This is a genomic window from Pseudomonas sp. LBUM1678, from assembly GCF_059695575.1.
Window position 1 is genome coordinate 6,133,767 of the sequence record NZ_CP166775.1, and the last position, 25,228, is coordinate 6,158,994.

The window sequence follows — 25,228 nt, forward strand, 5'->3', positions numbered from 1 at the left end:
AACCCAATAAAAAAGCCCCCGCTAAGCGGGGGCTTTTTCATTTCATCAAAGCTTGCTCAAAAAGAGCTTACTCGATGATTTTGGCTACGACGCCAGCGCCGACGGTACGACCGCCTTCACGGATAGCGAAACGCAGACCGTCTTCCATTGCGATGGTCTTGATCAGGGTGACAACCATTTTGATGTTGTCGCCTGGCATTACCATTTCAACGCCTTCCGGCAGTTCGCAGTTACCAGTCACGTCAGTAGTACGGAAGTAGAACTGTGGACGGTAGCCTTTGAAGAACGGAGTGTGACGACCGCCTTCTTCCTTGCTCAGAACGTAGACTTCAGCTTCGAACTTGGTGTGCGGCTTAACCGAACCCGGCTTAACCAGAACCTGGCCACGCTCAACGTCGTCACGCTTGGTACCACGCAGCAGAACGCCGCAGTTCTCGCCAGCACGACCTTCGTCGAGCAGCTTACGGAACATTTCAACACCGGTGCAGGTGGTGACGGTAGTGTCACGCAGACCAACGATTTCCAGTGCATCCTGAACCTTGACGATACCGCGCTCGATACGGCCAGTTACAACAGTACCGCGACCGGAGATCGAGAATACGTCTTCGATTGGCATCAGGAACGGCTTGTCGATAACACGGACTGGATCTGGAATGTAGCTGTCCAGAGTCTCAACCAGTTTACGAACGGCAGTGGTGCCCATTTCGTTGTCGTCTTGGCCGTTCAGAGCCATCAGAGCCGAACCGATGATGATCGGAGTGTCGTCGCCCGGGAAGTCGTAAGTGCTCAGCAGATCGCGCACTTCCATCTCAACCAGCTCCAGCAACTCAGCGTCGTCTACCATGTCAGCCTTGTTCAGGAAGACAACGATGTACGGAACGCCAACCTGACGGGACAGCAGGATGTGCTCACGGGTTTGTGGCATCGGACCATCAGCGGCCGAGCAAACCAGGATAGCGCCGTCCATCTGAGCAGCACCAGTGATCATGTTCTTCACGTAGTCAGCGTGACCTGGGCAGTCAACGTGAGCGTAGTGACGGATCAGCGAGTTGTATTCAACGTGCGCGGTGTTGATGGTGATACCACGAGCCTTTTCTTCCGGAGCGCTGTCGATCTTGTCGAAAGCAACAACGGCCGAACCGAAAACTTCGGAGCAGACGCGAGTCAGAGCAGCGGTCAGCGTGGTTTTACCATGGTCAACGTGACCGATGGTGCCAACGTTAACGTGCGGGAGGTCACGTACAAATTTTTCTTTAGCCACGACAATTAACTCCTAGCCTAAAGGGGCTGAATCAGCCTTGTTTTTTGGTAACGGTTTCGACGATGTGCGACGGAGCCGTATTGTATTTTTTGAATTCCATAGAGTAGCTTGCGCGACCTTGGGACATGGAACGGACGTCAGTTGCATAACCGAACATCTCGCCCAACGGAACTTCGGCACGAATTACTTTGCCGGAGACCGTGTCTTCCATACCCAGGATCATGCCGCGACGACGGTTAAGGTCGCCCATCACGTCACCCATATAGTCTTCAGGTGTAACAACCTCTACCGCCATGATCGGCTCGAGCAACTCACCACCGCCCTTCTGGGCCAGTTGCTTGGTCGCCATGGAAGCAGCCACCTTAAACGCCATCTCGTTGGAGTCGACGTCATGGTAGGAACCATCAAACACGGTAGCCTTCAGGCCGATCAGCGGATAGCCGGCAACAACGCCGTTCTTCATCTGCTCTTCGATACCCTTCTGGATAGCCGGGATGTATTCCTTAGGAACCACACCACCCACTACTTCGTTCAGGAATTGCAGACCTTCCTGACCTTCGTCAGCAGGAGCAAAACGAATCCAGCAATGACCGAACTGGCCACGACCGCCGGACTGACGAACGAACTTGCCTTCGATTTCGCAACTCTTCGTGATGCGCTCACGGTACGAAACTTGAGGCTTACCGATGTTGGCTTCGACGTTGAACTCGCGGCGCATCCGGTCAACCAGGATGTCCAGGTGCAACTCGCCCATGCCGGAGATGATCGTTTGACCAGTCTCTTCATCAGTCTTGACGCGGAAAGATGGGTCTTCCTGAGCAAGTTTGCCCAGAGCGATACCCATTTTTTCCTGGTCATCCTTGGTCTTAGGCTCTACGGCAACCGAGATAACCGGCTCCGGGAAGTCCATGCGAACCAGGATGATTGGCTTGTCAGCGTTGCACAAAGTTTCACCCGTGGTGACGTCCTTCATGCCGATCAAGGCCGCGATGTCACCAGCGCGTACTTCCTTGATTTCTTCACGGGCGTTTGCGTGCATTTGCACCATACGACCCACGCGCTCTTTCTTGCCTTTAACCGAGTTGATCACGCCGTCGCCGGAGGCCAACACGCCCGAGTAAACTCGAACAAAGGTCAAGGTACCCACGAATGGGTCGGTGGCAATTTTGAAAGCCAGAGCGGAGAACGGTTCGTTGTCGTCTGCATGACGCTCCAGATCGATAGTCTCGTCATCCGGGTCAGTACCCTTGATGGCAGGAATATCAACAGGCGCAGGCAGGTAATCGATAACGGCGTCGAGAACCAGGGGAACACCCTTGTTCTTGAAGGAAGAACCGCAAACAGCCAGAACGATCTCGCCAGCGATAGTACGCTGACGCAGAGCGGCCTTGATTTCCGCGTTGGTGAGTTCTTCACCTTCGAGGTACTTGTTCATCAGCTCTTCGCTGGCTTCGGCCGCAGCCTCAACCATGTTGCCGCGCCACTCGTCAGCCAATTCCTGCAGTTCAGCAGGGATAGGCTTGCGAACTGGAACCATACCTTTGTCAGCGTCATTCCAGTAAACAGCTTCCATGGACATCAGGTCGATCTGACCCTGGAAGTTGTCTTCGGAACCGATAGCCAACTGGATTGGAACCGGGGTGTGACCCAGGCGCTGCTTGATCTGACCGATCACGCGCAGGAAGTTCGCACCAGCACGGTCCATCTTGTTTACGTAAACAAGACGTGGAACGCCGTATTTGTTGGCTTGACGCCATACGGTTTCCGACTGAGGCTCAACACCCGAGGTGCCGCAGAACACAACGACCGCGCCGTCGAGAACACGCAGGGAACGCTCAACTTCAATAGTGAAGTCAACGTGGCCCGGGGTGTCGATGACGTTGAAGCGGTATTGGTCCTTATGCTGCTTCTCGGAACCCTGCCAGAAGGCGGTAATGGCAGCAGAAGTAATGGTAATACCACGCTCCTGCTCCTGAACCATCCAGTCTGTGGTCGCGGCGCCGTCATGCACCTCGCCCATTTTGTGACTTTTGCCAGTGTAAAAAAGGACGCGCTCGGTGGTGGTGGTTTTACCAGCATCCACGTGAGCAACGATACCAATGTTACGGTAGCGGTTAATCGGTGTTGTACGAGCCATAAAGCCCTCGCAAAATTAGTGACGCTAAAATTAGAAGCGGTAGTGCGAGAAAGCCTTGTTGGCTTCAGCCATACGGTGCACGTCTTCACGCTTCTTAACTGCAGCACCTTTACCTTCAGCGGCGTCCAGCAGTTCGCCAGCCAAACGCAGAGCCATAGACTTCTCGCCGCGCTTACGGGCGAAGTCTACCAACCAGCGCATTGCCAGAGCGTTACGACGGGACGGACGAACTTCGACCGGAACCTGGTAAGTAGCACCGCCTACACGGCGCGACTTTACTTCGACCAGCGGAGCGATGGCGTCGAGAGCTTTCTCGAAGATTTCCAGGGGGTCGCTGTTCTTGCGTTCTTTAACCTTTTCCAGCGCGCCATAAACGATACGCTCGGCAACGGCTTTCTTGCCGCTTTCCATCACGTGGTTCATGAACTTGGCCAGGATCTGGCTGCCGTATTTTGGATCGTCAAGCACTTCGCGCTTGGCTGCTACGCGTCTTCTTGGCATGGATAAGCCCTCAAACGGTCTTCAGGTTCGCTCGGAATCGGTGCCCTTTCGGGACGCCTCCGACCTTACTCTTATCGACTCAGAAAAATAGAAAATCAGTTTTACAAAAAGCCACTACTACTTAGGCTTCTTGGTACCGTACTTCGAACGACCTTGGTTACGACCTTTAACGCCGGAAGTATCCAAAGAGCCGCGAACGGTGTGGTAACGAACACCTGGCAAGTCTTTTACACGGCCGCCACGGATCAGTACGACGCTGTGCTCTTGCAGGTTATGGCCTTCACCGCCGATGTACGAGGAAACCTCGAAACCGTTGGTCAGACGCACACGGCATACTTTACGCAGTGCCGAGTTAGGTTTTTTCGGCGTGGTGGTATACACACGGGTGCATACGCCACGACGTTGCGGGCAGTTCTGCAGCGCAGGTACGTCGGATTTCTCGACGATACGCTTACGCGGCTGACGTACCAGCTGGTTGATAGTTGCCATCTACTAGCTCCACTGTTGTCTTGCGACGCTATTGTCTTGCAAGAAAAGCAAAATGGCAGGAACGAATTCCCGCCAAATTTAGGGGTACAAGAGTCTAAAGAGGATCTTGTCCCCAGTCAAGGCAAGGCCCCGACCTTCCCGCTCATCCAACCTCGACAAATTGTCTTGATTCGATAAACGGAACGATCAGGGCCTTACGCTCATTTATCGCAGAACTCAGTTACCGCTCGAGTTCAGCGCTTCGGTCAGTGCAGCTTCCACTTCACTGGCGCTTACGCGCAACGGTTTGTCAGCATCACGGCGGCGCTTGCGCTCGCTGTGATAAGCCAGACCGGTACCTGCCGGGATCAGACGACCCACGACTACGTTTTCTTTCAGGCCGCGCAGGTAATCGCGCTTGCCGGTTACCGCCGCCTCGGTCAGTACGCGAGTGGTTTCCTGGAAGGAAGCCGCCGAGATGAACGATTCGGTGGACAACGACGCCTTGGTGATACCCAACAGCACGCGAGTGAACTTGGAAACGAATTTCTCGTCGCCAGCCAGACGCTCGTTCTCTACCAGAACGTGAGTCAATTCCATCTGGTCGCCCTTGATGAAACTGGAATCGCCGGATTCAGCGATTTCAACTTTACGCAGCATCTGACGCAGGATGGTCTCGATGTGCTTGTCGTTGATCTTCACGCCTTGCAGGCGATAAACGTCCTGGATCTCGTTCACGATGTACTTGGCCAGCGCACTCACACCCAACAGACGCAGGATGTCGTGTGGATCGCTCGGGCCGTCGGAGATAACTTCGCCGCGGTTTACCTGTTCGCCTTCGAAGACGTTCAGGTGACGCCACTTCGGAATCAGCTCTTCGTACGGATCGCTACCGTCGTTCGGGGTGATAACCAGACGGCGCTTGCCTTTGGTCTCTTTACCGAACGCGATGGTGCCGCTGACTTCAGCCAGAATCGAGGCTTCTTTCGGACGACGAGCTTCGAACAAGTCGGCAACACGCGGCAGACCACCGGTGATGTCACGGGTCTTCGAAGTCTCTTGCGGAATACGAGCGATAACATCACCGATCGCGATTTTCGCACCGTCCGCCACACCGACCAGGGCGTTGGCAGGCAGGAAGTACTGAGCAATTACGTCGGTACCCGGCAGCAAGAGATCCTTGCCGTTGTCATCAACCATCTTCACAGCAGGACGGATATCTTTACCGGCAGCTGGACGGTCTTTGGCGTCGAGTACTTCGATGTTGGTCATACCGGTCAATTCGTCAGTCTGACGCTTGATCGTGATGCCTTCTTCCATGCCCACGTAGGTCACGGTACCTTTCATTTCGGTAACGATTGGGTGAGTGTGCGGATCCCACTTGGCCACGATTGCGCCAGCGTCGACCTTGTCACCTTCTTTAACCGAAATCACAGCACCGTACGGCAGCTTGTAACGCTCGCGCTCACGACCGAAGTCATCAGCGATCGCCAGCTCACCGGAACGGGACACAGCAACCAGGCAACCATCCACTCGCTCAACGTGCTTCAGGTTATGCAGACGGACGGTACCGCCATTCTTCACCTGAACGCTATCAGCTGCGGAGGTCCGGCTTGCCGCACCACCGATGTGGAACGTACGCATGGTCAGCTGGGTACCCGGCTCACCGATGGACTGGGCAGCGATAACGCCGACCGCTTCACCGATGTTCACCTGGTGACCACGAGCCAAGTCACGGCCGTAGCACTTGGCGCAAATGCCATAGCGGGTTTCGCAGCTGATCGGCGAACGCACGATCACTTCGTCGATGCTGTTCAGCTCGATGAACTCGACCCACTTCTCGTCTACCAGCGTACCGGCAGGAACGATGATTTCTTCGGTACCCGGCTTGAACACGTCACGGGCAATGACACGACCCAATACGCGCTCACCCAACGGCTCAACAACGTCACCGCCTTCAATGTGCGGAGTCATTACCAGGCCATGTTCGGTGCCGCAATCGATCTCGGTCACAACCAGATCCTGCGCCACGTCTACCAGACGACGAGTCAGGTAACCGGAGTTCGCAGTTTTCAACGCGGTATCCGCCAAACCTTTACGAGCACCGTGAGTAGAGATGAAGTACTGAAGTACGCTCAAACCTTCACGGAAGTTCGCAGTAATCGGCGTTTCGATGATGGAACCGTCCGGCTTGGCCATCAGGCCACGCATACCGGCGAGCTGACGGATCTGCGCAGCAGAACCCCGTGCGCCCGAGTCGGCCATCATGTACATCGAGTTGAAGGACTCTTGGTCGACTTCGACGCCATGACGATCGATGACTTTCTCTTTCGAGAGGTTGGCCATCATCGCCTTGGAAACTTCGTCGTTCGCCTTGGACCAAAGGTCGATCACTTTGTTGTACTTCTCGCCCTGGGTTACCAGGCCGGAGGCGTACTGACTTTCGATCTCTTTCACTTCGTCGGTAGCAGCACCGATGATGCGGGCTTTTTCATCCGGGATAACGAAGTCGTTAACACCGATGGAAACGCCGGAAATGGTCGAATAGGCAAAACCGGTGTACATCAACTGGTCAGCGAAGATCACGGTCTCTTTCAAACCAACCACGCGGTAGCACTGGTTGATCAGCTTGGAGATCGCCTTTTTCTTCATCGGCTGGTTGACGACGTCGTACGACAGGCCAGGTGGAACAACCTGGAACAACAGCGCACGACCGACAGTGGTGTCGACAATACGGGTGTTCTTGACGCTGCCACCATCACGATCGTTGACGGTTTCGTTGATCCGCACTTTGACTTTAGCGTGCAGTGCGGCTTCGCCGGCACGGAACACACGGTCAACTTCCTGCAGATCCGCGAACACACGACCTTCGCCCTTGGCGTTGATCGCTTCACGAGTCATGTAGTACAGACCCAATACAACGTCCTGCGACGGAACGATGATTGGCTCACCGTTGGCTGGCGACAGAATGTTGTTGGTCGACATCATCAACGCACGCGCTTCCAACTGGGCTTCCAGTGTCAGCGGTACGTGCACGGCCATTTGGTCGCCGTCGAAGTCGGCGTTGTACGCAGCACAGACCAGAGGGTGCAGCTGGATAGCCTTACCTTCGATCAGTACCGGTTCAAACGCCTGGATACCCAGACGGTGAAGGGTCGGTGCACGGTTGAGGAGAACCGGGTGTTCGCGGATAACTTCAGCGAGAACGTCCCAAACTTCCGGCAGCTCACGCTCGACCATCTTCTTGGCAGCTTTGATGGTGGTCGCGAGACCACGCATTTCCAGCTTGCCGAAAATGAACGGTTTGAACAGCTCGAGAGCCATTTTCTTCGGCAGACCGCACTGGTGCAGACGCAGGGTCGGACCTACGGTAATTACCGAACGACCCGAGTAGTCAACACGCTTACCGAGCAAGTTCTGACGGAAACGACCTTGCTTACCCTTGATCATGTCAGCCAGGGATTTCAGAGGACGCTTGTTCGAACCGGTGATAGCGCGACCACGACGACCGTTGTCGAGCAGTGCATCGACAGCTTCCTGCAACATACGCTTTTCGTTGCGCACGATGATGTCCGGAGCGGACAGATCAAGCAGGCGCTTCAAGCGGTTGTTACGGTTGATCACTCGACGATACAGATCGTTGAGGTCGGAAGTCGCGAAGCGACCGCCATCCAGCGGGACCAGTGGACGCAGATCTGGCGGCAGAACCGGCAGAACGGTCAGCACCATCCATTCTGGAAGGTTGCCGGAACCCTGGAAGGCTTCCATCAACTTCAGACGCTTGGACAGCTTCTTGATCTTGGTTTCGGAGTTGGTTTGCGGAATTTCTTCGCGCAGACGGCCAATCTCGTGTTCCAGGTCGATAGCGTGCAGCAGTTCACGGACAGCTTCGGCACCCATGCGGGCATCGAAATCGTCGCCGAACTCTTCCAGCGCTTCGAAGTACTGCTCGTCGTTCAGCAGCTGACCTTTTTCAAGGGTGGTCATGCCTGGATCGATAACGACATAGCTCTCGAAGTAGAGAACGCGTTCGATATCACGCAGGGTCATGTCCATCAGCAAGCCGATACGCGACGGCAGCGATTTCAGGAACCAGATGTGGGCAACTGGCGAGGCCAGTTCGATGTGCGCCATGCGCTCACGACGAACTTTAGCCAGCGCGACTTCAACGCCGCACTTCTCGCAGATCACACCACGGTGCTTCAAGCGCTTGTACTTACCGCACAGGCACTCGTAATCCTTTACCGGGCCAAAGATCTTGGCGCAGAACAGGCCGTCACGCTCAGGTTTGAACGTACGGTAGTTGATGGTTTCCGGCTTTTTAACTTCACCGAACGACCACGAACGGATCATCTCAGGCGATGCCAATCCAATACGGATGGCGTCGAACTCTTCGACTTGACCCTGGTTTTTCAGCAAATTCAGTAGGTCTTTCAAGGCCTTTCCTCCTGGCGGAGCAGAGAGCGGGCAATCCTGCCCCGCTCTCGATTCGCGTCACGTGTTATTCGGTTTCCAGATCGATATCGATGCCGAGGGAACGAATTTCCTTGATCAACACGTTGAAGGACTCGGGCATGCCCGGCTCCATACGGTGATCGCCATCCACGATGTTTTTGTACATCTTGGTACGGCCGTTCACATCGTCCGACTTCACTGTGAGCATTTCTTGCAGAGTGTAAGCAGCACCGTATGCTTCCAGTGCCCAGACCTCCATCTCCCCGAAACGCTGACCACCGAACTGCGCCTTACCACCCAGCGGCTGCTGGGTAACCAGGCTGTACGAACCGGTAGAACGAGCGTGCATCTTGTCGTCTACCAAGTGGTTCAGCTTCAGCATGTACATGTAGCCAACAGTAACCGGGCGCTCGAACTTGTTGCCGGTACGGCCGTCAGTCAGCTGCATCTGGCCGCTTTCTGGCAGGTCTGCCAGTTTCAGCATGGCCTTGATTTCGCTTTCCTTGGCGCCGTCGAACACTGGAGTGGCCATTGGAACGCCGCCACGCAGGTTCTTCGCCAGATCCAGGATTTCCTGGTCGGAGAAGCTATCCAGATCTTCGTTACGACCGCCGATCTGGTTGTAGATCTCGTCGAGGAATTTACGAAGCTCAGCGACTTTGCGCTGCTCTTCGATCATCCGGTTGATCTTCTCGCCCAGACCTTTAGCCGCGAGGCCGAGGTGGGTTTCAAGGATCTGACCAACGTTCATACGCGAAGGTACGCCCAACGGGTTGAGGACGACGTCGACCGGGGTGCCATTGGCATCGTGCGGCATGTCTTCAACCGGCATGATCACGGAGACCACACCTTTGTTACCGTGACGACCGGCCATCTTGTCGCCCGGCTGGATGCGGCGACGGATTGCCAGGTAAACCTTGACGATTTTCAGCACGCCTGGAGCCAGGTCATCGCCCTGCTGCAGTTTGCGCTTCTTGTCTTCGAACTTGTCGTCCAGCAGACGGCGGCGATCAACGATGTAGGCCTGAGCCTTCTCGAGTTGCTCGTTCAGAGCATCTTCAGCCATGCGCAGTTTGAACCACTGACCATGCTCAAGACCGTCGAGAACTTCGTCGGTGATTTCCTGACCTTTCTTCAGACCGGCGCCGCCTTCGGCTTTGTGGCCGACCAGAGCGGAACGCAGACGTTCGAAAGTGGCGCCTTCAACGATACGGAACTCTTCGTTCAGGTCCTTGCGGATCTCGTCGAGCTGAGTCTTCTCGATCGACAGTGCACGAGCGTCACGCTCAACACCGTCGCGGGTGAAGACCTGTACGTCGATGACGGTACCCTTGGTGCCGGTAGGCACACGCAGAGAGGTGTCTTTAACGTCGCTGGCTTTCTCACCGAAGATGGCACGCAGCAGTTTTTCTTCCGGGGTCAGTTGGGTCTCGCCTTTCGGAGTGACCTTACCTACCAGAATGTCGCCTGCGCCTACTTCAGCACCTACGTAAACGATACCGGCTTCGTCCAGCTTGTTCAGTGCAGCTTCACCCACGTTAGGGATGTCTGCAGTGATTTCCTCTGGCCCAAGCTTGGTGTCACGTGCCACACAGGTCAGTTCCTGAATGTGGATCGTGGTGAATCGATCTTCTTGAACAACTCGTTCCGACAGGCAGATGGAGTCTTCGAAGTTGTAACCGTTCCAGGCCATGAACGCGATGCGCATGTTCTGACCCAGCGCCAGTTCACCCATGTCGGTGGACGGGCCGTCAGCCATGATGTCGCTACGCTGAACCCGATCACCTTTACGCACCAGCGGACGCTGGTTGATGCAGGTGTTCTGGTTGGAGCGGGTGTATTTGGTCAGGTTGTAGATGTCGACACCAGCTTCGCCGGTTTCAACTTCATCATCAGCAACACGAACCACGATACGGCTGGCGTCAACGGAGTCGATTACGCCGCCACGACGAGCCACGACGCAAACGCCGGAGTCACGAGCTACGTTACGCTCCATGCCAGTACCGACCAGCGGCTTGTCAGCGCGCAGGGTTGGTACAGCTTGACGCTGCATGTTCGAACCCATCAACGCACGGTTGGCGTCATCGTGCTCGAGGAACGGGATCAGCGACGCTGCAACCGAAACTACCTGCTTCGGTGAAACGTCCATCAAGGTGACGTCTTCCGGCGCCTTGACGGTGAACTCGTTCAAGTGACGAACAGCTACCAGCTCGTCGATCAGCATTTTCTTGTCGTTCATCGTGGCCGAAGCCTGAGCGATCACGTGATCAGCTTCTTCGATGGCGGACAGGAACACGATCTCGTCGGTGACCAGAGCGTCTTTCACCACACGGTACGGGCTTTCGAGGAAGCCGTACTGGTTGGTGCGCGCATAGGCAGCCAGGGAGTTGATCAGACCGATGTTCGGACCTTCCGGCGTTTCAATCGGGCATACACGACCGTAGTGAGTCGGGTGTACGTCACGAACTTCGAAGCCAGCACGCTCACGAGTCAAACCGCCAGGGCCGAGTGCAGAAACACGACGCTTGTGGGTGATCTCGGACAGCGGGTTGTTCTGGTCCATGAACTGGGAAAGCTGGCTGGAACCGAAGAACTCTTTCACCGCCGCAGCTACTGGCTTGGCGTTGATCAGGTCTTGCGGCATCAGGCCTTCGCTTTCAGCCATCGACAGACGCTCTTTGACCGCACGCTCTACACGTACCAGGCCAACGCGGAACTGGTTCTCGGCCATTTCGCCTACGCAGCGAACACGACGGTTACCCAGGTGGTCGATGTCATCGACGATGCCTTTACCGTTACGGATGTCGACCAGAGTCTTCAGTACCGCGACGATGTCTTCTTTGCACAACACGCCCGAACCTTCGATCTCGGTACGACCGATACGACGGTTGAACTTCATCCGGCCGACCGCAGACAGGTCATAGCGCTCAGGGCTGAAGAACAGGTTGTTGAACAGAGTCTCGGCAGCGTCTTTGGTTGGCGGCTCGCCTGGACGCATCATGCGATAGATCTCGACCAGCGCTTCCAATTGGTTGCTGGTGGAGTCGATCTTCAGTGTGTCGGAGACGAACGGACCGCAGTCAATATCGTTGGTGTACAGAGTTTCGATGCGAACAACCTGAGCCTTGGCAATTTTGGCCAGGATCTCGGTGTTCAGCTCGGTGTTGCACTCTGCCAGGATTTCACCGGTTGCCGGATGCACGATGGCCTTGGCGGTAGTGCGACCCAGGACGTAGTCCAGTGGCACTTCCAGGGTCTTGAGACCAGCTTTTTCGATCTGGTTGATGTGGCGCGCAGTAATACGACGACCAGCCTCAACGATGACCTTGCCCTTCTCGTCCTGAATATCCAGAACAGCAATTTCACCACGCAGACGCGAAGCAATCAGTTCCAGACTGAGGGTTTCGCCGCTCAGATGGAAAACGTTGGTGGTGTAGAACGCGTCGAGCACTTCTTCAGTGGTATAGCCGAGCGCGCGCAGCAATACCGATGCAGGCAGCTTGCGACGACGGTCGATACGCACGAACACGCAGTCTTTCGGGTCGAACTCGAAGTCCAGCCACGAACCGCGGTAAGGAATGATGCGCGCGGAGTACAGCAGTTTACCGGAGCTGTGCGTCTTGCCACGGTCGTGGTCGAAGAACACGCCCGGGGAACGGTGCAGCTGGGAAACGATTACACGCTCGGTACCGTTGATTACGAAGGTACCGTTCTCAGTCATCAGGGGGATTTCACCCATGTAGACTTCTTGCTCTTTAATGTCCTTGATCGCTTTGTTCGACGATTCTTTGTCGAAAATGATCAGGCGCACTTTTACCCGCAAAGGTACGGCGTAAGTTACACCGCGCAATACGCATTCTTTGACATCAAATGCCGGTTCGCCCAGGCGATAACCGACGTACTCCAGCGCAGCATTGCCGGAGTAGCTGATGATCGGGAAAACGGATTTGAAGGCCGCATGCAGGCCCACGTCGCGGAACTGATCTTTAGTCGCTCCCGCTTGCAAGAATTCACGATACGAATCCAGCTGGATGGCCAGGAGGTAAGGCACATCCATGACGTCCGGCAACTTGCTAAAGTCCTTGCGGATACGTTTTTTCTCAGTATATGAGTAAGCCATCAGCGTTCCCCAGCTTGGTCACCTGCTTGTTTGGCCCCTCCCGACGGGAGCAGCCAGAAAATCGTGCAAACCCCATGGTTTGCGCCACCGCATCGGGTGGTTACAGCTCGTTACCAGCACCGACCCAGTCGGCTGCCAATAACGGAAAAAGGCCGGTGGCAAGAGCCACCAGCCATCAGCCTTTCGCTTAACGCTCGGGCTGGAGGAGCAAAGTCGATGCTTACTTCAGCTCGACTTTAGCGCCTGCTTCTTCCAGAGTGGCTTTGGCTTTGTCAGCTGCGTCTTTCGAAACAGCTTCCAGAACCATGCCAGGAGCGCCGTCAACTACAGCCTTGGCTTCTTTCAAGCCCAGACCGGTCAGTTCACGTACTGCCTTGATCACGTTAACTTTCTTCTCGCCAGCTTCCAGCAGCATGACGTTGAATTCAGTTTGTTCTTCAACAACAGCAGCGACAGCAGCTGGACCAGCGGAAGCAGCGGCAGCGGAAACGCCGAACTTCTCTTCCATGGACTTGATCAGCTCAACGATTTCCAGAACGGATTTTTCGCCGATTGCTTCGATGATTTGGTCGTTAGTCAGAGACATGACTATAAATTCCTGTATTGGGGTGACAGCCTACGCGGCCATCGAAATAAACAATAAACGCTGAAAGGAGTCGCTCAGCCTTAGGCTGCAGCAGCTTCTTTCTGGTCGCGAAGAGCCGCCAGAGTACGAGCCAATTTGCTGGTTGCGCCTTGAATCACGCTCATCAGCTGAGAAATTGCTTCGTCACGGGTCGGCAGGCTTGCCAGTACGTCGATCTGATTAGCTGCGAGGAACTTGCCCTCGAACGCAGCTGCCTTGATCTCGAACTTATCCTGACCTTTTGCGAACTCTTTGAAGATACGGGCAGCAGCACCCGGATGTTCTTTGGAGAATGCAATCAAGGTCGGGCCAGTGAACACGTCGTTGAGCACGTCATATTGAGTGCCAGCAACGGCGCGCTTGAGCAGGGTGTTACGTACAACACGTACGTAAACGCCAGCTTCACGAGCCTCTTTACGGAGTCCGGTCATAGCGCCTACTGTTACGCCACGGGCATCAGCCACGACAGCGGACAGAGCAACTTGGGCAGCCTTGTTGACTTCAGCGACGATGGCTTTCTTGTCTTCAAGTTTAATTGCCACGGGAAAAACTCCTGCTTGTTACCGTTTCATCCAACCGAGGCCAGATGTCGTTTTGGTGTCTGATTCGGTAAGGAACCGGGAGCACCATCTGCGTAGGCTTGAGGTTTAAGACTTGCGTCGCCTACGGTCTTGGATAGCCCCCGCCAGGCAGGGACCCCAATCTTTTAATTGGCGCAATCGCTTGCGCCAATCTTTGTCTTACGCGTCGAGCGAGCCTTGGTCGATGACCAGACCTGGACCCATGGTGGTGCTCAGGGTAACGCGCTTGACGTAAATACCTTTCGAAGAAGCTGGCTTGATACGCTTCAGATCAGCGATCAGGGCTTCAACGTTTTCCTTCAGCTTGACGGCATCAAAGCCGACTTTGCCAACGGAGGTGTGAATGATGCCGTTTTTGTCGGTGCGATAACGAACCTGACCAGCCTTGGCGTTTTTAACCGCGGTAGCTACGTCTGGAGTTACAGTGCCGACTTTAGGGTTAGGCATCAGGCCGCGCGGGCCCAGGATCTGACCCAACTGACCAACAACGCGCATGGCATCCGGGGATGCGATAACTACGTCATAGTTCAGGTCGCCGCCTTTCATTTCGGCAGCCAGGTCGTCCATACCTACACGGTCAGCGCCGGCAGCCAAAGCGGCCTCAGCAGCTGGACCCTGGGTGAACACAGCTACGCGAACGGTCTTGCCAGTGCCGTGTGGCAGCACAGTAGCGCTACGAACAACCTGGTCAGATTTACGCGGGTCAACACCCAGGTTTACAGCAACGTCGAACGACTCGCTGAACTTGACAGTCGACAGCTCAGCCAGCAGAGCAGCAGCGTCTACAAAGTTGTAGGACTTGCCTGCTTCGATTTTGCCGGCGATAGCCTTTTGACGCTTGGTCAACTTAGCCATTACACACCCTCCACGTTAAGGCCCATGCTACGAGCAGAACCGGCGATAGTACGCACGGCTGCGTCCATATCAGCTGCAGTCAGATCCGCGTTTTTGGTTTTCGCGATTTCTTCCAGCTGAGCACGGGTCACGGTGCCAACCTTAACGGTGTTCGGACGAGCGGAACCGCTAGTCAGACCAGCAGCCTTCTTCAGCAGAACCGAAGCAGGGGTGGATTTGGTTTCGAAAGTGAAGCTACGGTCGCTGTAGACAGTGATGATCACTGGAGTCGGCAGGCCTGGCTCAATACCCTGAGTACGGGCGTTGAAAGCCTTGCAGAATTCCATGATGTTCACGCCGTGCTGACCCAAAGCAGGACCAACAGGTGGGCTTGGGTTAGCCTGAGCGGCCTTCACTTGCAGCTTGATGTAAGCGGTAATCTTCTTGGCCATGAGGCACTCCAATTACGGGTTCGAACGCCTCGAAAGGCTCCCCGGTTACTTGCGCGTTTATCCCAGTGACGACAAAACCCCACAGCCTAGGGCTGCGGGGTTGGGATGCTTGTTCAGCTAGACCTTTTCGACCTGACTGAACTCTAACTCTACCGGAGTAGAGCGACCGAAAATGAGCACTGCCACTTGGATCCGGCTCTTTTCGTAGTTAACTTCTTCGACCGTGCCAGTGAAATCGGCAAACGGACCGTCATTGACACGTACCGACTCACCCGGCTCGAACAACGTCTTCGGCTTCGGCTTGTCGCTACCATCAGCAACGCGACGCAGAATCGCTTCTGCCTCTTTATCTGTGATCGGTGCAGGCTTATCAGCGGTACCGCCAATGAAACCCATCACACGAGGAGTATCCTTGACCAAGTGCCAAGTACCCTCGTTCATGTCCATCTGAACCAGCACATAACCTGGGAAGAACTTGCGCTCGCTTTTGCGTTTCTGGCCATTACGCATTTCAACCACTTCTTCAGTGGGAACCAGAATTTCGCCAAAGCCATCTTCCATGCCAGCCAGCTTTACGCGCTCTACTAACGAGCGCATGACATGCTTCTCGTAACCGGAGTAAGCATGCACAACGTACCAACGCTTAGCCACGGGACACCCTTAGCCGACAATCAAGGAAACAAGCCAGCCGAGCAGGGAATCTAGCCCCCACAACAGCAACGCCATAACCAGGACAACAGCCACAACAATCAGCGTGGTCTGCGTGGTTTCTTGGCGAGTTGGCCATACGACTTTACGAATTTCGGTGCGAGCTTCCTTAACCAGTACGAAGAAAGACTTGCCCTTGACTGTCTGCAGGCCTACAAAGGCAGCTACAGCAGCAATGGCGAGCAATGCAAGTACGCGATACAGGATCGGCGATGCTGAGTAATACTGATTGCCAACAACGCCAACAACCACCAAGGCGACTACTACAAGCCACTTGAGCAGATCGAAGCGAGAGCCTTGAACTTCAGCTTTAGGAGTCATCTATGAAGATCCTGTGAAAAGAAAGCCAGACACACCAAGTGAATCTGGCAGGTCAGGAGGGAATCGAACCCCCAACCTACGGTTTTGGAGACCGTCGCTCTGCCAATTGAGCTACTGACCTAAAACAAAATCAGGCCGACCATTATGCCGACCCGAAAAAGACATTACAACAATTTACTCGACAGCCTTGATTTCATCATCAAAACCACCCGCACGATCACCCAGCAAAAACACAGCAAGATGCGACCGCGACCATTAAAACAAAGGCAGATATTTTCATATCTGCCTTGTTATATGGAGCTCTTGAGCGGATTTGAACCGCTGACCTCACCCTTACCAAGGGTGTGCTCTACCAACTGAGCTACAAGAGCGTAACGCTTTGCAGGACCTGCAAACTTGGAGCGGGTAGCGGGAATCGAACCCGCATCATCAGCTTGGAAGGCTGAGGTTCTACCACTAAACTATACCCGCGGAGCTTGCAGCTCTCGCTAAAAATGGTGGAGGGGGAAGGATTCGAACCTTCGAAGTCGTAGACGTCAGATTTACAGTCTGATCCCTTTGGCCGCTCGGGAACCCCTCCTAAGCGAGCCGGCATTCTATATCATGCCGACCTTCTGTCAAGCATTTTCTCATTAAAAACCTGAGGTTAGCTGCGTTGACACCGCTTTGCACCGTCGACCTTTAAAGGTCTTCACTGCGAAGCGGGCGCCATTCTATGCAAACTATTCCGCAGGCGCAACCCCCTCGCACGGCATTATTTTATGTTTTAACTCGTTGAATTCTCTGGAAAGGTTTAACAGCTGAAGATCATCCACCAAACGCCGGCTTTCGGGCGCTATGCGGACCCAGTAACCAGCAGAAGCAGAGGAGTCTTTTGGCAAAGACTGAAATTTGATATCCATCCCGCCCAATCGTCGCTCAGCTGCCAGTGCGATCTCCTGACGAGTGAAGCCACCCAAATAGAGACACCCACTGTCCGTCGACGCAGGCTTTCCTTTCTCACGAGCCGTATCAGTCGCCTCGCTCAGCAGGCGGATATCCTGCTGCGATCCTCGATACAAACTCAATGGCGTGACGTCTTTGGCACGCAGCGGAGCTTCTTGTTGATGCCAAATGTAATAGAAGACATTGAGAACAAGCAGCAGCAGGAACAACCAACGCATAAAAACCTCAAGACAAAGGACATGCCATCGCCAGACCTACAAATACCAGGTCGGGAATCAGCCTGGCATCAGGCACGATTTCAGAGACAAGCGCCGCATCACCTCCCGTGAGGAATACAGCAAAATCCTCCCCCCAATAACTATGCGCCATTTCAAGCTGGGTCAGGACGAAGCCCCTCAGCATAAGCGAACATCCTCGCTCAACCGCTTCGACAGTTGTGCGGCCAGGCACGAGGCTTTCCAGGGCGCGCTCGGCAGCAATATCGCCGTAGCGAATCTTGCGGGTATGGGTTCGTAACTGGTTGCGCATCAAAGGCATCCCTGGACAGATAAACCCGCCAAGATGCTCTCCATCCCCCGCAATAAAATCTGCAGTCACTGCAGTTCCGAAATCGAGTACGAGGCAGGCTCCTGCGGCCAGATGAAACCCACCGAGCATCGCGAGCCAGCGATCAAGCCCTAACCGCTCGAACTCCTCGTACCCATTTCGAACGCCCGCCATTTCTCGCGCCGGCGCAGCGCATACAGCGGACACAGAGAATGCTTGCATCAGCAGAGAAGTCAACGCGCCGGTCTCTTCGGTCGTTCTGACACTGACCAACCGGCACCGCTTGAGGGTCAGCCCTTCAAGTTCATCCAGGCTTTCCAGCAATGCATGATCCGAATCCACCACGCCCTCACCAAACACCCGCTTGGCATCTGCATGGAGAACGCGCCATTTTATAAAACTGTTTCCGCAGTCGAGCTCAAGAATCATCACGCAACCTCAAACTGAGCTCACCACCACTAAAGACTTTTTCCACACCATTTACCTTCAAGCGCAAGGCACCCTGACTGTCGATACCCAACACCTCACCATCTATTTGGTTAACGCCAGCAATCAATGAGACTGCCCGCCCCTGCCAAAGATGGTTCTGCTCCCATTCCCCCTGGATGGCGGAAAACCCATCGATCTGATGACGAGCCAGATATTTCTGAAGCATTAACCCTAATTGCGCAACGAGGTGATTGCGATCAAACACCCTTCCCGACTCGAGCCGCATGGATGTCCATTGCTGATCAATCTCGTCGGTCGACTGCATGTTCACATTAATTCCAACACCCAACACCACGTGACACACATCAGCAGGATCCCCCACCAACTCGAGCAATATTCCGGCAATCTTTTTCTGGCCAACCAAAACATCGTTGGGCCACTTTAAGCCCGCGCCTGGAATACCGAGATCTCGCAAAGCCTGCATGACGGCAAGCCCAACCACAAGGCTCAAGCCCTCGAGCTGACGCATTCCGCCCTCGATGCGCAATACGAGGCTGTAATAGATGTTTTCCGCGAAAGGACTGGCCCAATTACGGCCACGTCGGCCACGCCCCGCAGTCTGCCGCTCAGAGAGCACCAAAAATGGCGCAGCCTGGCCACGCTCGATTGCGCGCAAGGCTTCAGCGTTAGTGGAGTCAATTGAATCGAAGACCAGAATAGGCCAGTCACACGAGGGCGCCTGCTCTTCTATGTCGACAGGATCAAGCAGCGTCAATGGCGCAGCCATTTGATAGCCGCGACCGCGCACCTTGTGGATGGACAAGCCGAGCTCAGCCTCTAAATGCTGCAGCTGCTTCCATACCGCGCTACGACTGATACCCAAGGCGATGCCTAGGGCCTGACCCGAATGGAACTTGCCATCCTTAAGAAGCTTTAACAACGTCAGCATGCAAGTATCGCCTCACAATGAGGCCCGCATGATAGCCATGCCCCGAGCCGTTGCATAGAAAACCCGAGAGCCAGTACTTTCCTGCGGACAAAACAAAACCCCAACTGCTTTCGCAATTGGGGTTTCGGAATTTAATCTTGACGATGACCTACTCTCACATGGGGAAACCCCACACTACCATCGGCGATGCATCGTTTCACTGCTGAGTTCGGGATGGGATCAGGTGGTTCCAATGCTCTATGGTCGTCAAGAAATTCGGTAGCCAGGTCGTGGGCCTTTGCAGGTTCACGCTCCAGCGAATGGGTATGTGACAGCTTTCGGTGTTTTGTGCTGCTTTTGTGAGTACAGTCGAACTTTCGGTTCGTTTCGTCTTCACACACCGCAATCTGGTGCCCTTTCAGGCCAACAAATTGCTTGGGTGTTATATGGTCAAGCCTCACGGGCAATTAGTATTGGTTAGCTCAACGCCTCACAGCGCTTACACACCCAACCTATCAACGTCGTAGTCTTCGACGGCCCTTCAGGGGACTCAAGGTCCCAGTGAGATCTCATCTTGAGGCTAGTTTCCCGCTTAGATGCTTTCAGCGGTTATCTATTCCGAACATAGCTACCCGGCAATGCCACTGGCGTGACAACCGGAACACCAGAGGTTCGTCCACTCCGGTCCTCTCGTACTAGGAGCAGCCCCTCTCAAATCTCAAACGTCCACGGCAGATAGGGACCGAACTGTCTCACGACGTTCTAAACCCAGCTCGCGTACCACTTTAAATGGCGAACAGCCATACCCTTGGGACCGGCTTCAGCCCCAGGATGTGATGAGCCGACATCGAGGTGCCAAACACCGCCGTCGATATGAACTCTTGGGCGGTATCAGCCTGTTATCCCCGGAGTACCTTTTATCCGTTGAGCGATGGCCCTTCCATACAGAACCACCGGATCACTAAGACCTACTTTCGTACCTGCTCGACGTGTCTGTCTCGCAGTCAAGCGCGCTTTTGCCTTTATACTCTACGACCGATTTCCGACCGGTCTGAGCGCACCTTCGTACTCCTCCGTTACTCTTTAGGAGGAGACCGCCCCAGTCAAACTACCCACCATACACTGTCCTCGATCCGGATAACGGACCTGAGTTAGAACCTCAAAGTTGCCAGGGTGGTATTTCAAGGTTGGCTCCACGCGAACTGGCGTCCACGCTTCAAAGCCTCCCACCTATCCTACACAAGCAAATTCAAAGTCCAGTGCAAAGCTATAGTAAAGGTTCACGGGGTCTTTCCGTCTAGCCGCGGATACACTGCATCTTCACAGCGATTTCAATTTCACTGAGTCTCGGGTGGAGACAGCGCCGCCATCGTTACGCCATTCGTGCAGGTCGGAACTTACCCGACAAGGAATTTCGCTACCTTAGGACCGTTATAGTTACGGCCGCCGTTTACCGGGGCTTCGATCAAGAGCTTCGCGTTAGCTAACCCCATCAATTAACCTTCCGGCACCGGGCAGGCGTCACACCCTATACGTCCACTTTCGTGTTTGCAGAGTGCTGTGTTTTTAATAAACAGTCGCAGCGGCCTGGTATCTTCGACCGGCATGGGCTTACGCAGTAAATGCTTCACCCTCACCGGCGCACCTTCTCCCGAAGTTACGGTGCCATTTTGCCTAGTTCCTTCACCCGAGTTCTCTCAAGCGCCTTGGTATTCTCTACCCAACCACCTGTGTCGGTTTGGGGTACGGTTCCTGGTTACCTGAAGCTTAGAAGCTTTTCTTGGAAGCATGGCATCAACCACTTCGTGTTCTAAAAGAACACTCGTCATCAGCTCTCGGCCTTAGAATCCCGGATTTACCTAAGATTCCAGCCTACCACCTTAAACTTGGACAACCAACGCCAAGCTGGCCTAGCCTTCTCCGTCCCTCCATCGCAATAACCAGAAGTACAGGAATATTAACCTGTTTTCCATCGACTACGCTTTTCAGCCTCGCCTTAGGGACCGACTAACCCTGCGTCGATTAACGTTGCGCAGGAAACCTTGGTCTTTCGGCGTGGGTGTTTTTCACACCCATTGTCGTTACTCATGTCAGCATTCGCACTTCTGATACCTCCAGCAAGCTTCTCAACTCACCTTCACAGGCTTACAGAACGCTCCTCTACCGCATCACCTAAGTGATACCCGTAGCTTCGGTGTATGGTTTGAGCCCCGTTACATCTTCCGCGCAGGCCGACTCGACTAGTGAGCTATTACGCTTTCTTTAAAGGGTGGCTGCTTCTAAGCCAACCTCCTAGCTGTCTAAGCCTTCCCACATCGTTTCCCACTTAACCATAACTTTGGGACCTTAGCTGACGGTCTGGGTTGTTTCCCTTTTCACGACGGACGTTAGCACCCGCCGTGTGTCTCCCATGCTCGGCACTTGTAGGTATTCGGAGTTTGCATCGGTTTGGTAAGTCGGGATGACCCCCTAGCCGAAACAGTGCTCTACCCCCTACAGTGATACATGAGGCGCTACCTAAATAGCTTTCGAGGAGAACCAGCTATCTCCGAGCTTGATTAGCCTTTCACTCCGATCCACAGGTCATCCGCTAACTTTTCAACGGTAGTCGGTTCGGTCCTCCAGTTAGTGTTACCCAACCTTCAACCTGCCCATGGATAGATCGCCCGGTTTCGGGTCTATTCCCAGCGACTAGACGCCCTATTAAGACTCGCTTTCGCTACGCCTCCCCTATTCGGTTAAGCTCGCCACTGAAAATAAGTCGCTGACCCATTATACAAAAGGTACGCAGTCACCCAACAAAGTGGGCTCCCACTGCTTGTACGCATACGGTTTCAGGATCTATTTCACTCCCCTCTCCGGGGTTCTTTTCGCCTTTCCCTCACGGTACTAGTTCACTATCGGTCAGTCAGTAGTATTTAGCCTTGGAGGATGGTCCCCCCATATTCAGACAAAGTTTCTCGTGCTCCGTCCTACTCGATTTCATGACTAAGAGATTTTCGCGTACAGGGCTATCACCCACTATGGCCGCACTTTCCAGAGCGTTCCGCTAATCTCAAAGCCACTTAAGGGCTAGTCCCCGTTCGCTCGCCACTACTAAGGGAATCTCGGTTGATTTCTTTTCCTCAGGGTACTTAGATGTTTCAGTTCCCCTGGTTCGCCTCTTAAGCCTATGTATTCAGCTTAAGATAACCATCTTATGATGGCTGGGTTCCCCCATTCAGACATCTCCGGATCAAAGTCTGTTTGCCGACTCCCCGAAGCTTTTCGCAGGCTACCACGTCTTTCATCGCCTCTGACTGCCAAGGCATCCACCGTATGCGCTTCTTCACTTGACCATATAACCCCAAGCAATCTGGTTATACTGTGAAGACGACATTCGCCGAAAATTCGATAATACTCAATTAAGAGCAACTCACAAATTTTACCTTAGCCTGATCCGTTACCAGTGAAAGTAACGCTCAGTCTATCTTTCTATCACATACCCAAATTTTTAAAGAACGATCTAATCAAAGACTAGAAATCAACATTCATCACCGTCTTGGTGGAATGCTCATTTCTAAGCTTTCAACAAACAGAAGCAGTAGTGGTGGAGCCAAACGGGATCGAACCGTTGACCTCCTGCGTGCAAGGCAGGCGCTCTCCCAGCTGAGCTATGGCCCCGTATTTCTACAGGTTCCCACACAAAATTGGTGGGTCTGGGCAGATTCGAACTGCCGACCTCACCCTTATCAGGGGTGCGCTCTAACCAACTGAGCTACAGACCCAATTTCGGGCTGCTTCTTATCGTCTTCTTCAATGAATCAAGCAATTCGTGTGGGAACTTATGGAGCAGCTGATGTCGTCGATTAAGGAGGTGATCCAGCCGCAGGTTCCCCTACGGCTACCTTGTTACGACTTCACCCCAGTCATGAATCACACCGTGGTAACCGTCCTCCCGAAGGTTAGACTAGCTACTTCTGGTGCAACCCACTCCCATGGTGTGACGGGCGGTGTGTACAAGGCCCGGGAACGTATTCACCGCGACATTCTGATTCGCGATTACTAGCGATTCCGACTTCACGCAGTCGAGTTGCAGACTGCGATCCGGACTACGATCGGTTTTCTGGGATTAGCTCCACCTCGCGGCTTGGCAACCCTCTGTACCGACCATTGTAGCACGTGTGTAGCCCAGGCCGTAAGGGCCATGATGACTTGACGTCATCCCCACCTTCCTCCGGTTTGTCACCGGCAGTCTCCTTAGAGTGCCCACCATTACGTGCTGGTAACTAAGGACAAGGGTTGCGCTCGTTACGGGACTTAACCCAACATCTCACGACACGAGCTGACGACAGCCATGCAGCACCTGTCTCAATGTTCCCGAAGGCACCAATCCATCTCTGGAAAGTTCATTGGATGTCAAGGCCTGGTAAGGTTCTTCGCGTTGCTTCGAATTAAACCACATGCTCCACCGCTTGTGCGGGCCCCCGTCAATTCATTTGAGTTTTAACCTTGCGGCCGTACTCCCCAGGCGGTCAACTTAATGCGTTAGCTGCGCCACTAAGAGCTCAAGGCTCCCAACGGCTAGTTGACATCGTTTACGGCGTGGACTACCAGGGTATCTAATCCTGTTTGCTCCCCACGCTTTCGCACCTCAGTGTCAGTATCAGTCCAGGTGGTCGCCTTCGCCACTGGTGTTCCTTCCTATATCTACGCATTTCACCGCTACACAGGAAATTCCACCACCCTCTACCATACTCTAGCTTGTCAGTTTTGAATGCAGTTCCCAGGTTGAGCCCGGGGATTTCACATCCAACTTAACAAACCACCTACGCGCGCTTTACGCCCAGTAATTCCGATTAACGCTTGCACCCTCTGTATTACCGCGGCTGCTGGCACAGAGTTAGCCGGTGCTTATTCTGTCGGTAACGTCAAAACACTAACGTATTAGGTTAATGCCCTTCCTCCCAACTTAAAGTGCTTTACAATCCGAAGACCTTCTTCACACACGCGGCATGGCTGGATCAGGCTTTCGCCCATTGTCCAATATTCCCCACTGCTGCCTCCCGTAGGAGTCTGGACCGTGTCTCAGTTCCAGTGTGACTGATCATCCTCTCAGACCAGTTACGGATCGTCGCCTTGGTGAGCCATTACCTCACCAACTAGCTAATCCGACCTAGGCTCATCTGATAGCGCAAGGCCCGAAGGTCCCCTGCTTTCTCCCGTAGGACGTATGCGGTATTAGCGTCCGTTTCCGAGCGTTATCCCCCACTACCAGGCAGATTCCTAGGCATTACTCACCCGTCCGCCGCTCGCCACCAGGTACAAGTACCCGTGCTGCCGCTCGACTTGCATGTGTTAGGCCTGCCGCCAGCGTTCAATCTGAGCCATGATCAAACTCTTCAGTTCAAACATCTTTGGGTTTTTAAGAAACCCTAAACTTGGCTCAGCAATCGTTGGTTACATCTTTGATTTCTCGCGGAGTAACTTGTGATGCTGATAATCTTGTTGACTATCAGTCTGACTCCACAAGCACCCACACGAATTGCTTGATTCAGTTGTTAAAGAGCGGTTGGTTAAGATCTTTCGTCTCAACCGAGGCGCGCATTCTACAGCAGCCTCTGTTGCTGTCAAGCGGTTATTTTCAGAAGTTTTCAAAGTTTCCTTTGCAACTTCAACCACTTGCGCTTCCGATCTCTCGTTAGCGGGAGGCGAATTCTACAGCGTTACTCGCTGCTGTCAACACCTCTTTTTCTCCGCTTTCGACCGAGAAGATCGAACCGTCAATCACGCCAAACAACCCTGCCTGATCAACTCCTTCTGGGCTTCGATGAACTGAAGCAACTCGCTGTCGAAAACTGCGTAACTCTTTGTTTTTCAAGGAGTTTTCCGTTTCGACTGCGCCGGAAGTGGGGCGAATTATAGACTTCCAGAATCT

The 25,228-nt window shown here is 54.0% G+C and carries 16 protein-coding genes, 6 tRNA genes and 3 rRNA genes; all 25 read right to left on the reverse strand.

Annotation, left to right across the window (positions count from 1 at the left end):
• Positions 1-67: 67 nt before the first annotated feature.
• Complete coding sequence (tuf, locus tag ACA070_RS27990; RefSeq protein ID WP_497449149.1) at positions 68-1,261, reverse strand: elongation factor Tu; 1,194 nt, start codon at positions 1,259-1,261, stop codon at positions 68-70.
• A gap of 31 nt (positions 1,262-1,292) precedes the next feature.
• On the reverse strand, positions 1,293-3,398 hold the full coding sequence (gene fusA / locus ACA070_RS27995) for an elongation factor G (protein WP_438662389.1): 2,106 nt from the start codon (positions 3,396-3,398) through the stop codon (positions 1,293-1,295).
• A gap of 30 nt (positions 3,399-3,428) precedes the next feature.
• Complete coding sequence (gene rpsG / locus ACA070_RS28000) at positions 3,429-3,899, reverse strand: 30S ribosomal protein S7 (RefSeq protein WP_002555493.1); 471 nt, start codon at positions 3,897-3,899, stop codon at positions 3,429-3,431.
• A gap of 117 nt (positions 3,900-4,016) precedes the next feature.
• Complete coding sequence (gene rpsL, locus ACA070_RS28005; protein ID WP_002555494.1) at positions 4,017-4,388, reverse strand: 30S ribosomal protein S12; 372 nt, start codon at positions 4,386-4,388, stop codon at positions 4,017-4,019.
• Between the two features lie 216 nt (positions 4,389-4,604).
• Entirely contained in the window at positions 4,605-8,804 is a 4,200-nt protein-coding gene (gene rpoC / locus ACA070_RS28010) for a DNA-directed RNA polymerase subunit beta' (protein WP_007896632.1), read from the reverse strand.
• A 64-nt stretch (positions 8,805-8,868) separates the two neighbouring features.
• Positions 8,869-12,942 carry a DNA-directed RNA polymerase subunit beta gene (gene rpoB / locus ACA070_RS28015; RefSeq protein WP_497449150.1) on the reverse strand — a complete coding sequence of 1,358 codons (4,074 nt, stop codon included), beginning with the start codon at positions 12,940-12,942 and terminating at the stop codon, positions 8,869-8,871.
• Positions 12,943-13,162: 220 nt separating this feature from the next.
• Positions 13,163-13,528, reverse strand: coding sequence for a 50S ribosomal protein L7/L12 (gene rplL / locus ACA070_RS28020; RefSeq protein ID WP_497449151.1), 366 nt, complete (start codon positions 13,526-13,528; stop codon positions 13,163-13,165).
• Between the two features lie 80 nt (positions 13,529-13,608).
• Entirely contained in the window at positions 13,609-14,109 is a 501-nt protein-coding gene (gene rplJ, locus ACA070_RS28025) for a 50S ribosomal protein L10 (protein ID WP_010467255.1), read from the reverse strand.
• Positions 14,110-14,307: 198 nt separating this feature from the next.
• On the reverse strand, positions 14,308-15,003 hold the full coding sequence (gene rplA, locus ACA070_RS28030; RefSeq protein WP_007896626.1) for a 50S ribosomal protein L1: 696 nt from the start codon (positions 15,001-15,003) through the stop codon (positions 14,308-14,310).
• Positions 15,003-15,434, reverse strand: a complete 432-nt coding sequence (gene rplK / locus ACA070_RS28035) for a 50S ribosomal protein L11 (RefSeq protein WP_003210097.1) — start codon at positions 15,432-15,434, stop codon at positions 15,003-15,005. Before rplK ends, rplA begins: the two co-directional genes overlap by 1 nt.
• Before the next feature lie 117 nt (positions 15,435-15,551).
• Complete coding sequence (gene nusG, locus ACA070_RS28040) at positions 15,552-16,085, reverse strand: transcription termination/antitermination protein NusG (protein ID WP_007896622.1); 534 nt, start codon at positions 16,083-16,085, stop codon at positions 15,552-15,554.
• Positions 16,086-16,094: 9 nt separating this feature from the next.
• Entirely contained in the window at positions 16,095-16,463 is a 369-nt protein-coding gene (gene secE, locus ACA070_RS28045; protein WP_090179217.1) for a preprotein translocase subunit SecE, read from the reverse strand.
• Between the two features lie 45 nt (positions 16,464-16,508).
• A tRNA-Trp gene (locus ACA070_RS28050) sits at positions 16,509-16,584 on the reverse strand.
• Positions 16,585-16,758: 174 nt separating this feature from the next.
• Positions 16,759-16,834: transfer RNA gene (locus ACA070_RS28055), tRNA-Thr, on the reverse strand.
• A gap of 26 nt (positions 16,835-16,860) precedes the next feature.
• Positions 16,861-16,934, reverse strand: a tRNA-Gly gene (locus ACA070_RS28060).
• A 24-nt stretch (positions 16,935-16,958) separates the two neighbouring features.
• Positions 16,959-17,043, reverse strand: a tRNA-Tyr gene (locus ACA070_RS28065).
• A 142-nt stretch (positions 17,044-17,185) separates the two neighbouring features.
• The gene (locus tag ACA070_RS28070) at positions 17,186-17,626 is read right to left on the reverse strand and encodes a hypothetical protein (protein ID WP_497449152.1); all 441 of its coding nucleotides are present in this window, start codon (positions 17,624-17,626) and stop codon (positions 17,186-17,188) included.
• A 7-nt stretch (positions 17,627-17,633) separates the two neighbouring features.
• Positions 17,634-18,383: a pantothenate kinase gene (locus ACA070_RS28075; RefSeq protein WP_497449153.1), complete on the reverse strand. Its 750-nt coding sequence runs from the start codon at positions 18,381-18,383 to the stop codon at positions 17,634-17,636.
• A complete protein-coding gene (birA, locus tag ACA070_RS28080) occupies positions 18,373-19,332 on the reverse strand; it encodes a bifunctional biotin--[acetyl-CoA-carboxylase] ligase/biotin operon repressor BirA (protein WP_497449154.1) in 960 nt (319 codons plus the stop codon). The genes ACA070_RS28075 and birA overlap by 11 nt, the downstream gene beginning before the upstream one ends.
• 135 nt (positions 19,333-19,467) lie before the next feature.
• A 5S ribosomal RNA gene (rrf, locus tag ACA070_RS28085) occupies positions 19,468-19,583 on the reverse strand.
• Positions 19,584-19,757: 174 nt separating this feature from the next.
• A 23S ribosomal RNA gene (locus ACA070_RS28090) occupies positions 19,758-22,649 on the reverse strand.
• A 249-nt stretch (positions 22,650-22,898) separates the two neighbouring features.
• Positions 22,899-22,974: transfer RNA gene (locus ACA070_RS28095), tRNA-Ala, on the reverse strand.
• Positions 22,975-23,001: 27 nt separating this feature from the next.
• Positions 23,002-23,078: transfer RNA gene (locus tag ACA070_RS28100), tRNA-Ile, on the reverse strand.
• A gap of 82 nt (positions 23,079-23,160) precedes the next feature.
• A 16S ribosomal RNA gene (locus ACA070_RS28105) occupies positions 23,161-24,699 on the reverse strand.
• Together the 16S, 23S and 5S rRNA genes with 2 tRNA genes alongside form the textbook arrangement of a ribosomal RNA operon.
• A gap of 292 nt (positions 24,700-24,991) precedes the next feature.
• A complete protein-coding gene (locus ACA070_RS28110; protein ID WP_497449155.1) occupies positions 24,992-25,171 on the reverse strand; it encodes a hypothetical protein in 180 nt (59 codons plus the stop codon).
• Positions 25,172-25,228: the final 57 nt, after the last annotated feature.

Excerpts from the sequence above, each read along its gene's own strand:
- fusA (WP_438662389.1), bottom strand. The coding sequence starts at position 3,398 with ATGGCTCGTACAACACCGATTAACCGCTACCGTAACATTGGTATCGTT.
- rpsG (WP_002555493.1), bottom strand. The coding sequence starts at position 3,899 with ATGCCAAGAAGACGCGTAGCAGCCAAGCGCGAAGTGCTTGACGATCCA.
- rpsL (WP_002555494.1), bottom strand. The coding sequence starts at position 4,388 with ATGGCAACTATCAACCAGCTGGTACGTCAGCCGCGTAAGCGTATCGTC.
- rpoB (WP_497449150.1), bottom strand. The coding sequence starts at position 12,942 with ATGGCTTACTCATATACTGAGAAAAAACGTATCCGCAAGGACTTTAGC.
- rplL (WP_497449151.1), bottom strand. The coding sequence starts at position 13,528 with ATGTCTCTGACTAACGACCAAATCATCGAAGCAATCGGCGAAAAATCC.
- rplA (WP_007896626.1), bottom strand. The coding sequence starts at position 15,003 with ATGGCTAAGTTGACCAAGCGTCAAAAGGCTATCGCCGGCAAAATCGAA.
- rplK (WP_003210097.1), bottom strand. The coding sequence starts at position 15,434 with ATGGCCAAGAAGATTACCGCTTACATCAAGCTGCAAGTGAAGGCCGCT.
- secE (WP_090179217.1), bottom strand. The coding sequence starts at position 16,463 with ATGACTCCTAAAGCTGAAGTTCAAGGCTCTCGCTTCGATCTGCTCAAG.
- ACA070_RS28070 (WP_497449152.1), bottom strand. The coding sequence starts at position 17,626 with ATGCGTTGGTTGTTCCTGCTGCTGCTTGTTCTCAATGTCTTCTATTAC.
- ACA070_RS28075 (WP_497449153.1), bottom strand. The coding sequence starts at position 18,383 with ATGATTCTTGAGCTCGACTGCGGAAACAGTTTTATAAAATGGCGCGTT.
- birA (WP_497449154.1), bottom strand. The coding sequence starts at position 19,332 with ATGCTGACGTTGTTAAAGCTTCTTAAGGATGGCAAGTTCCATTCGGGT.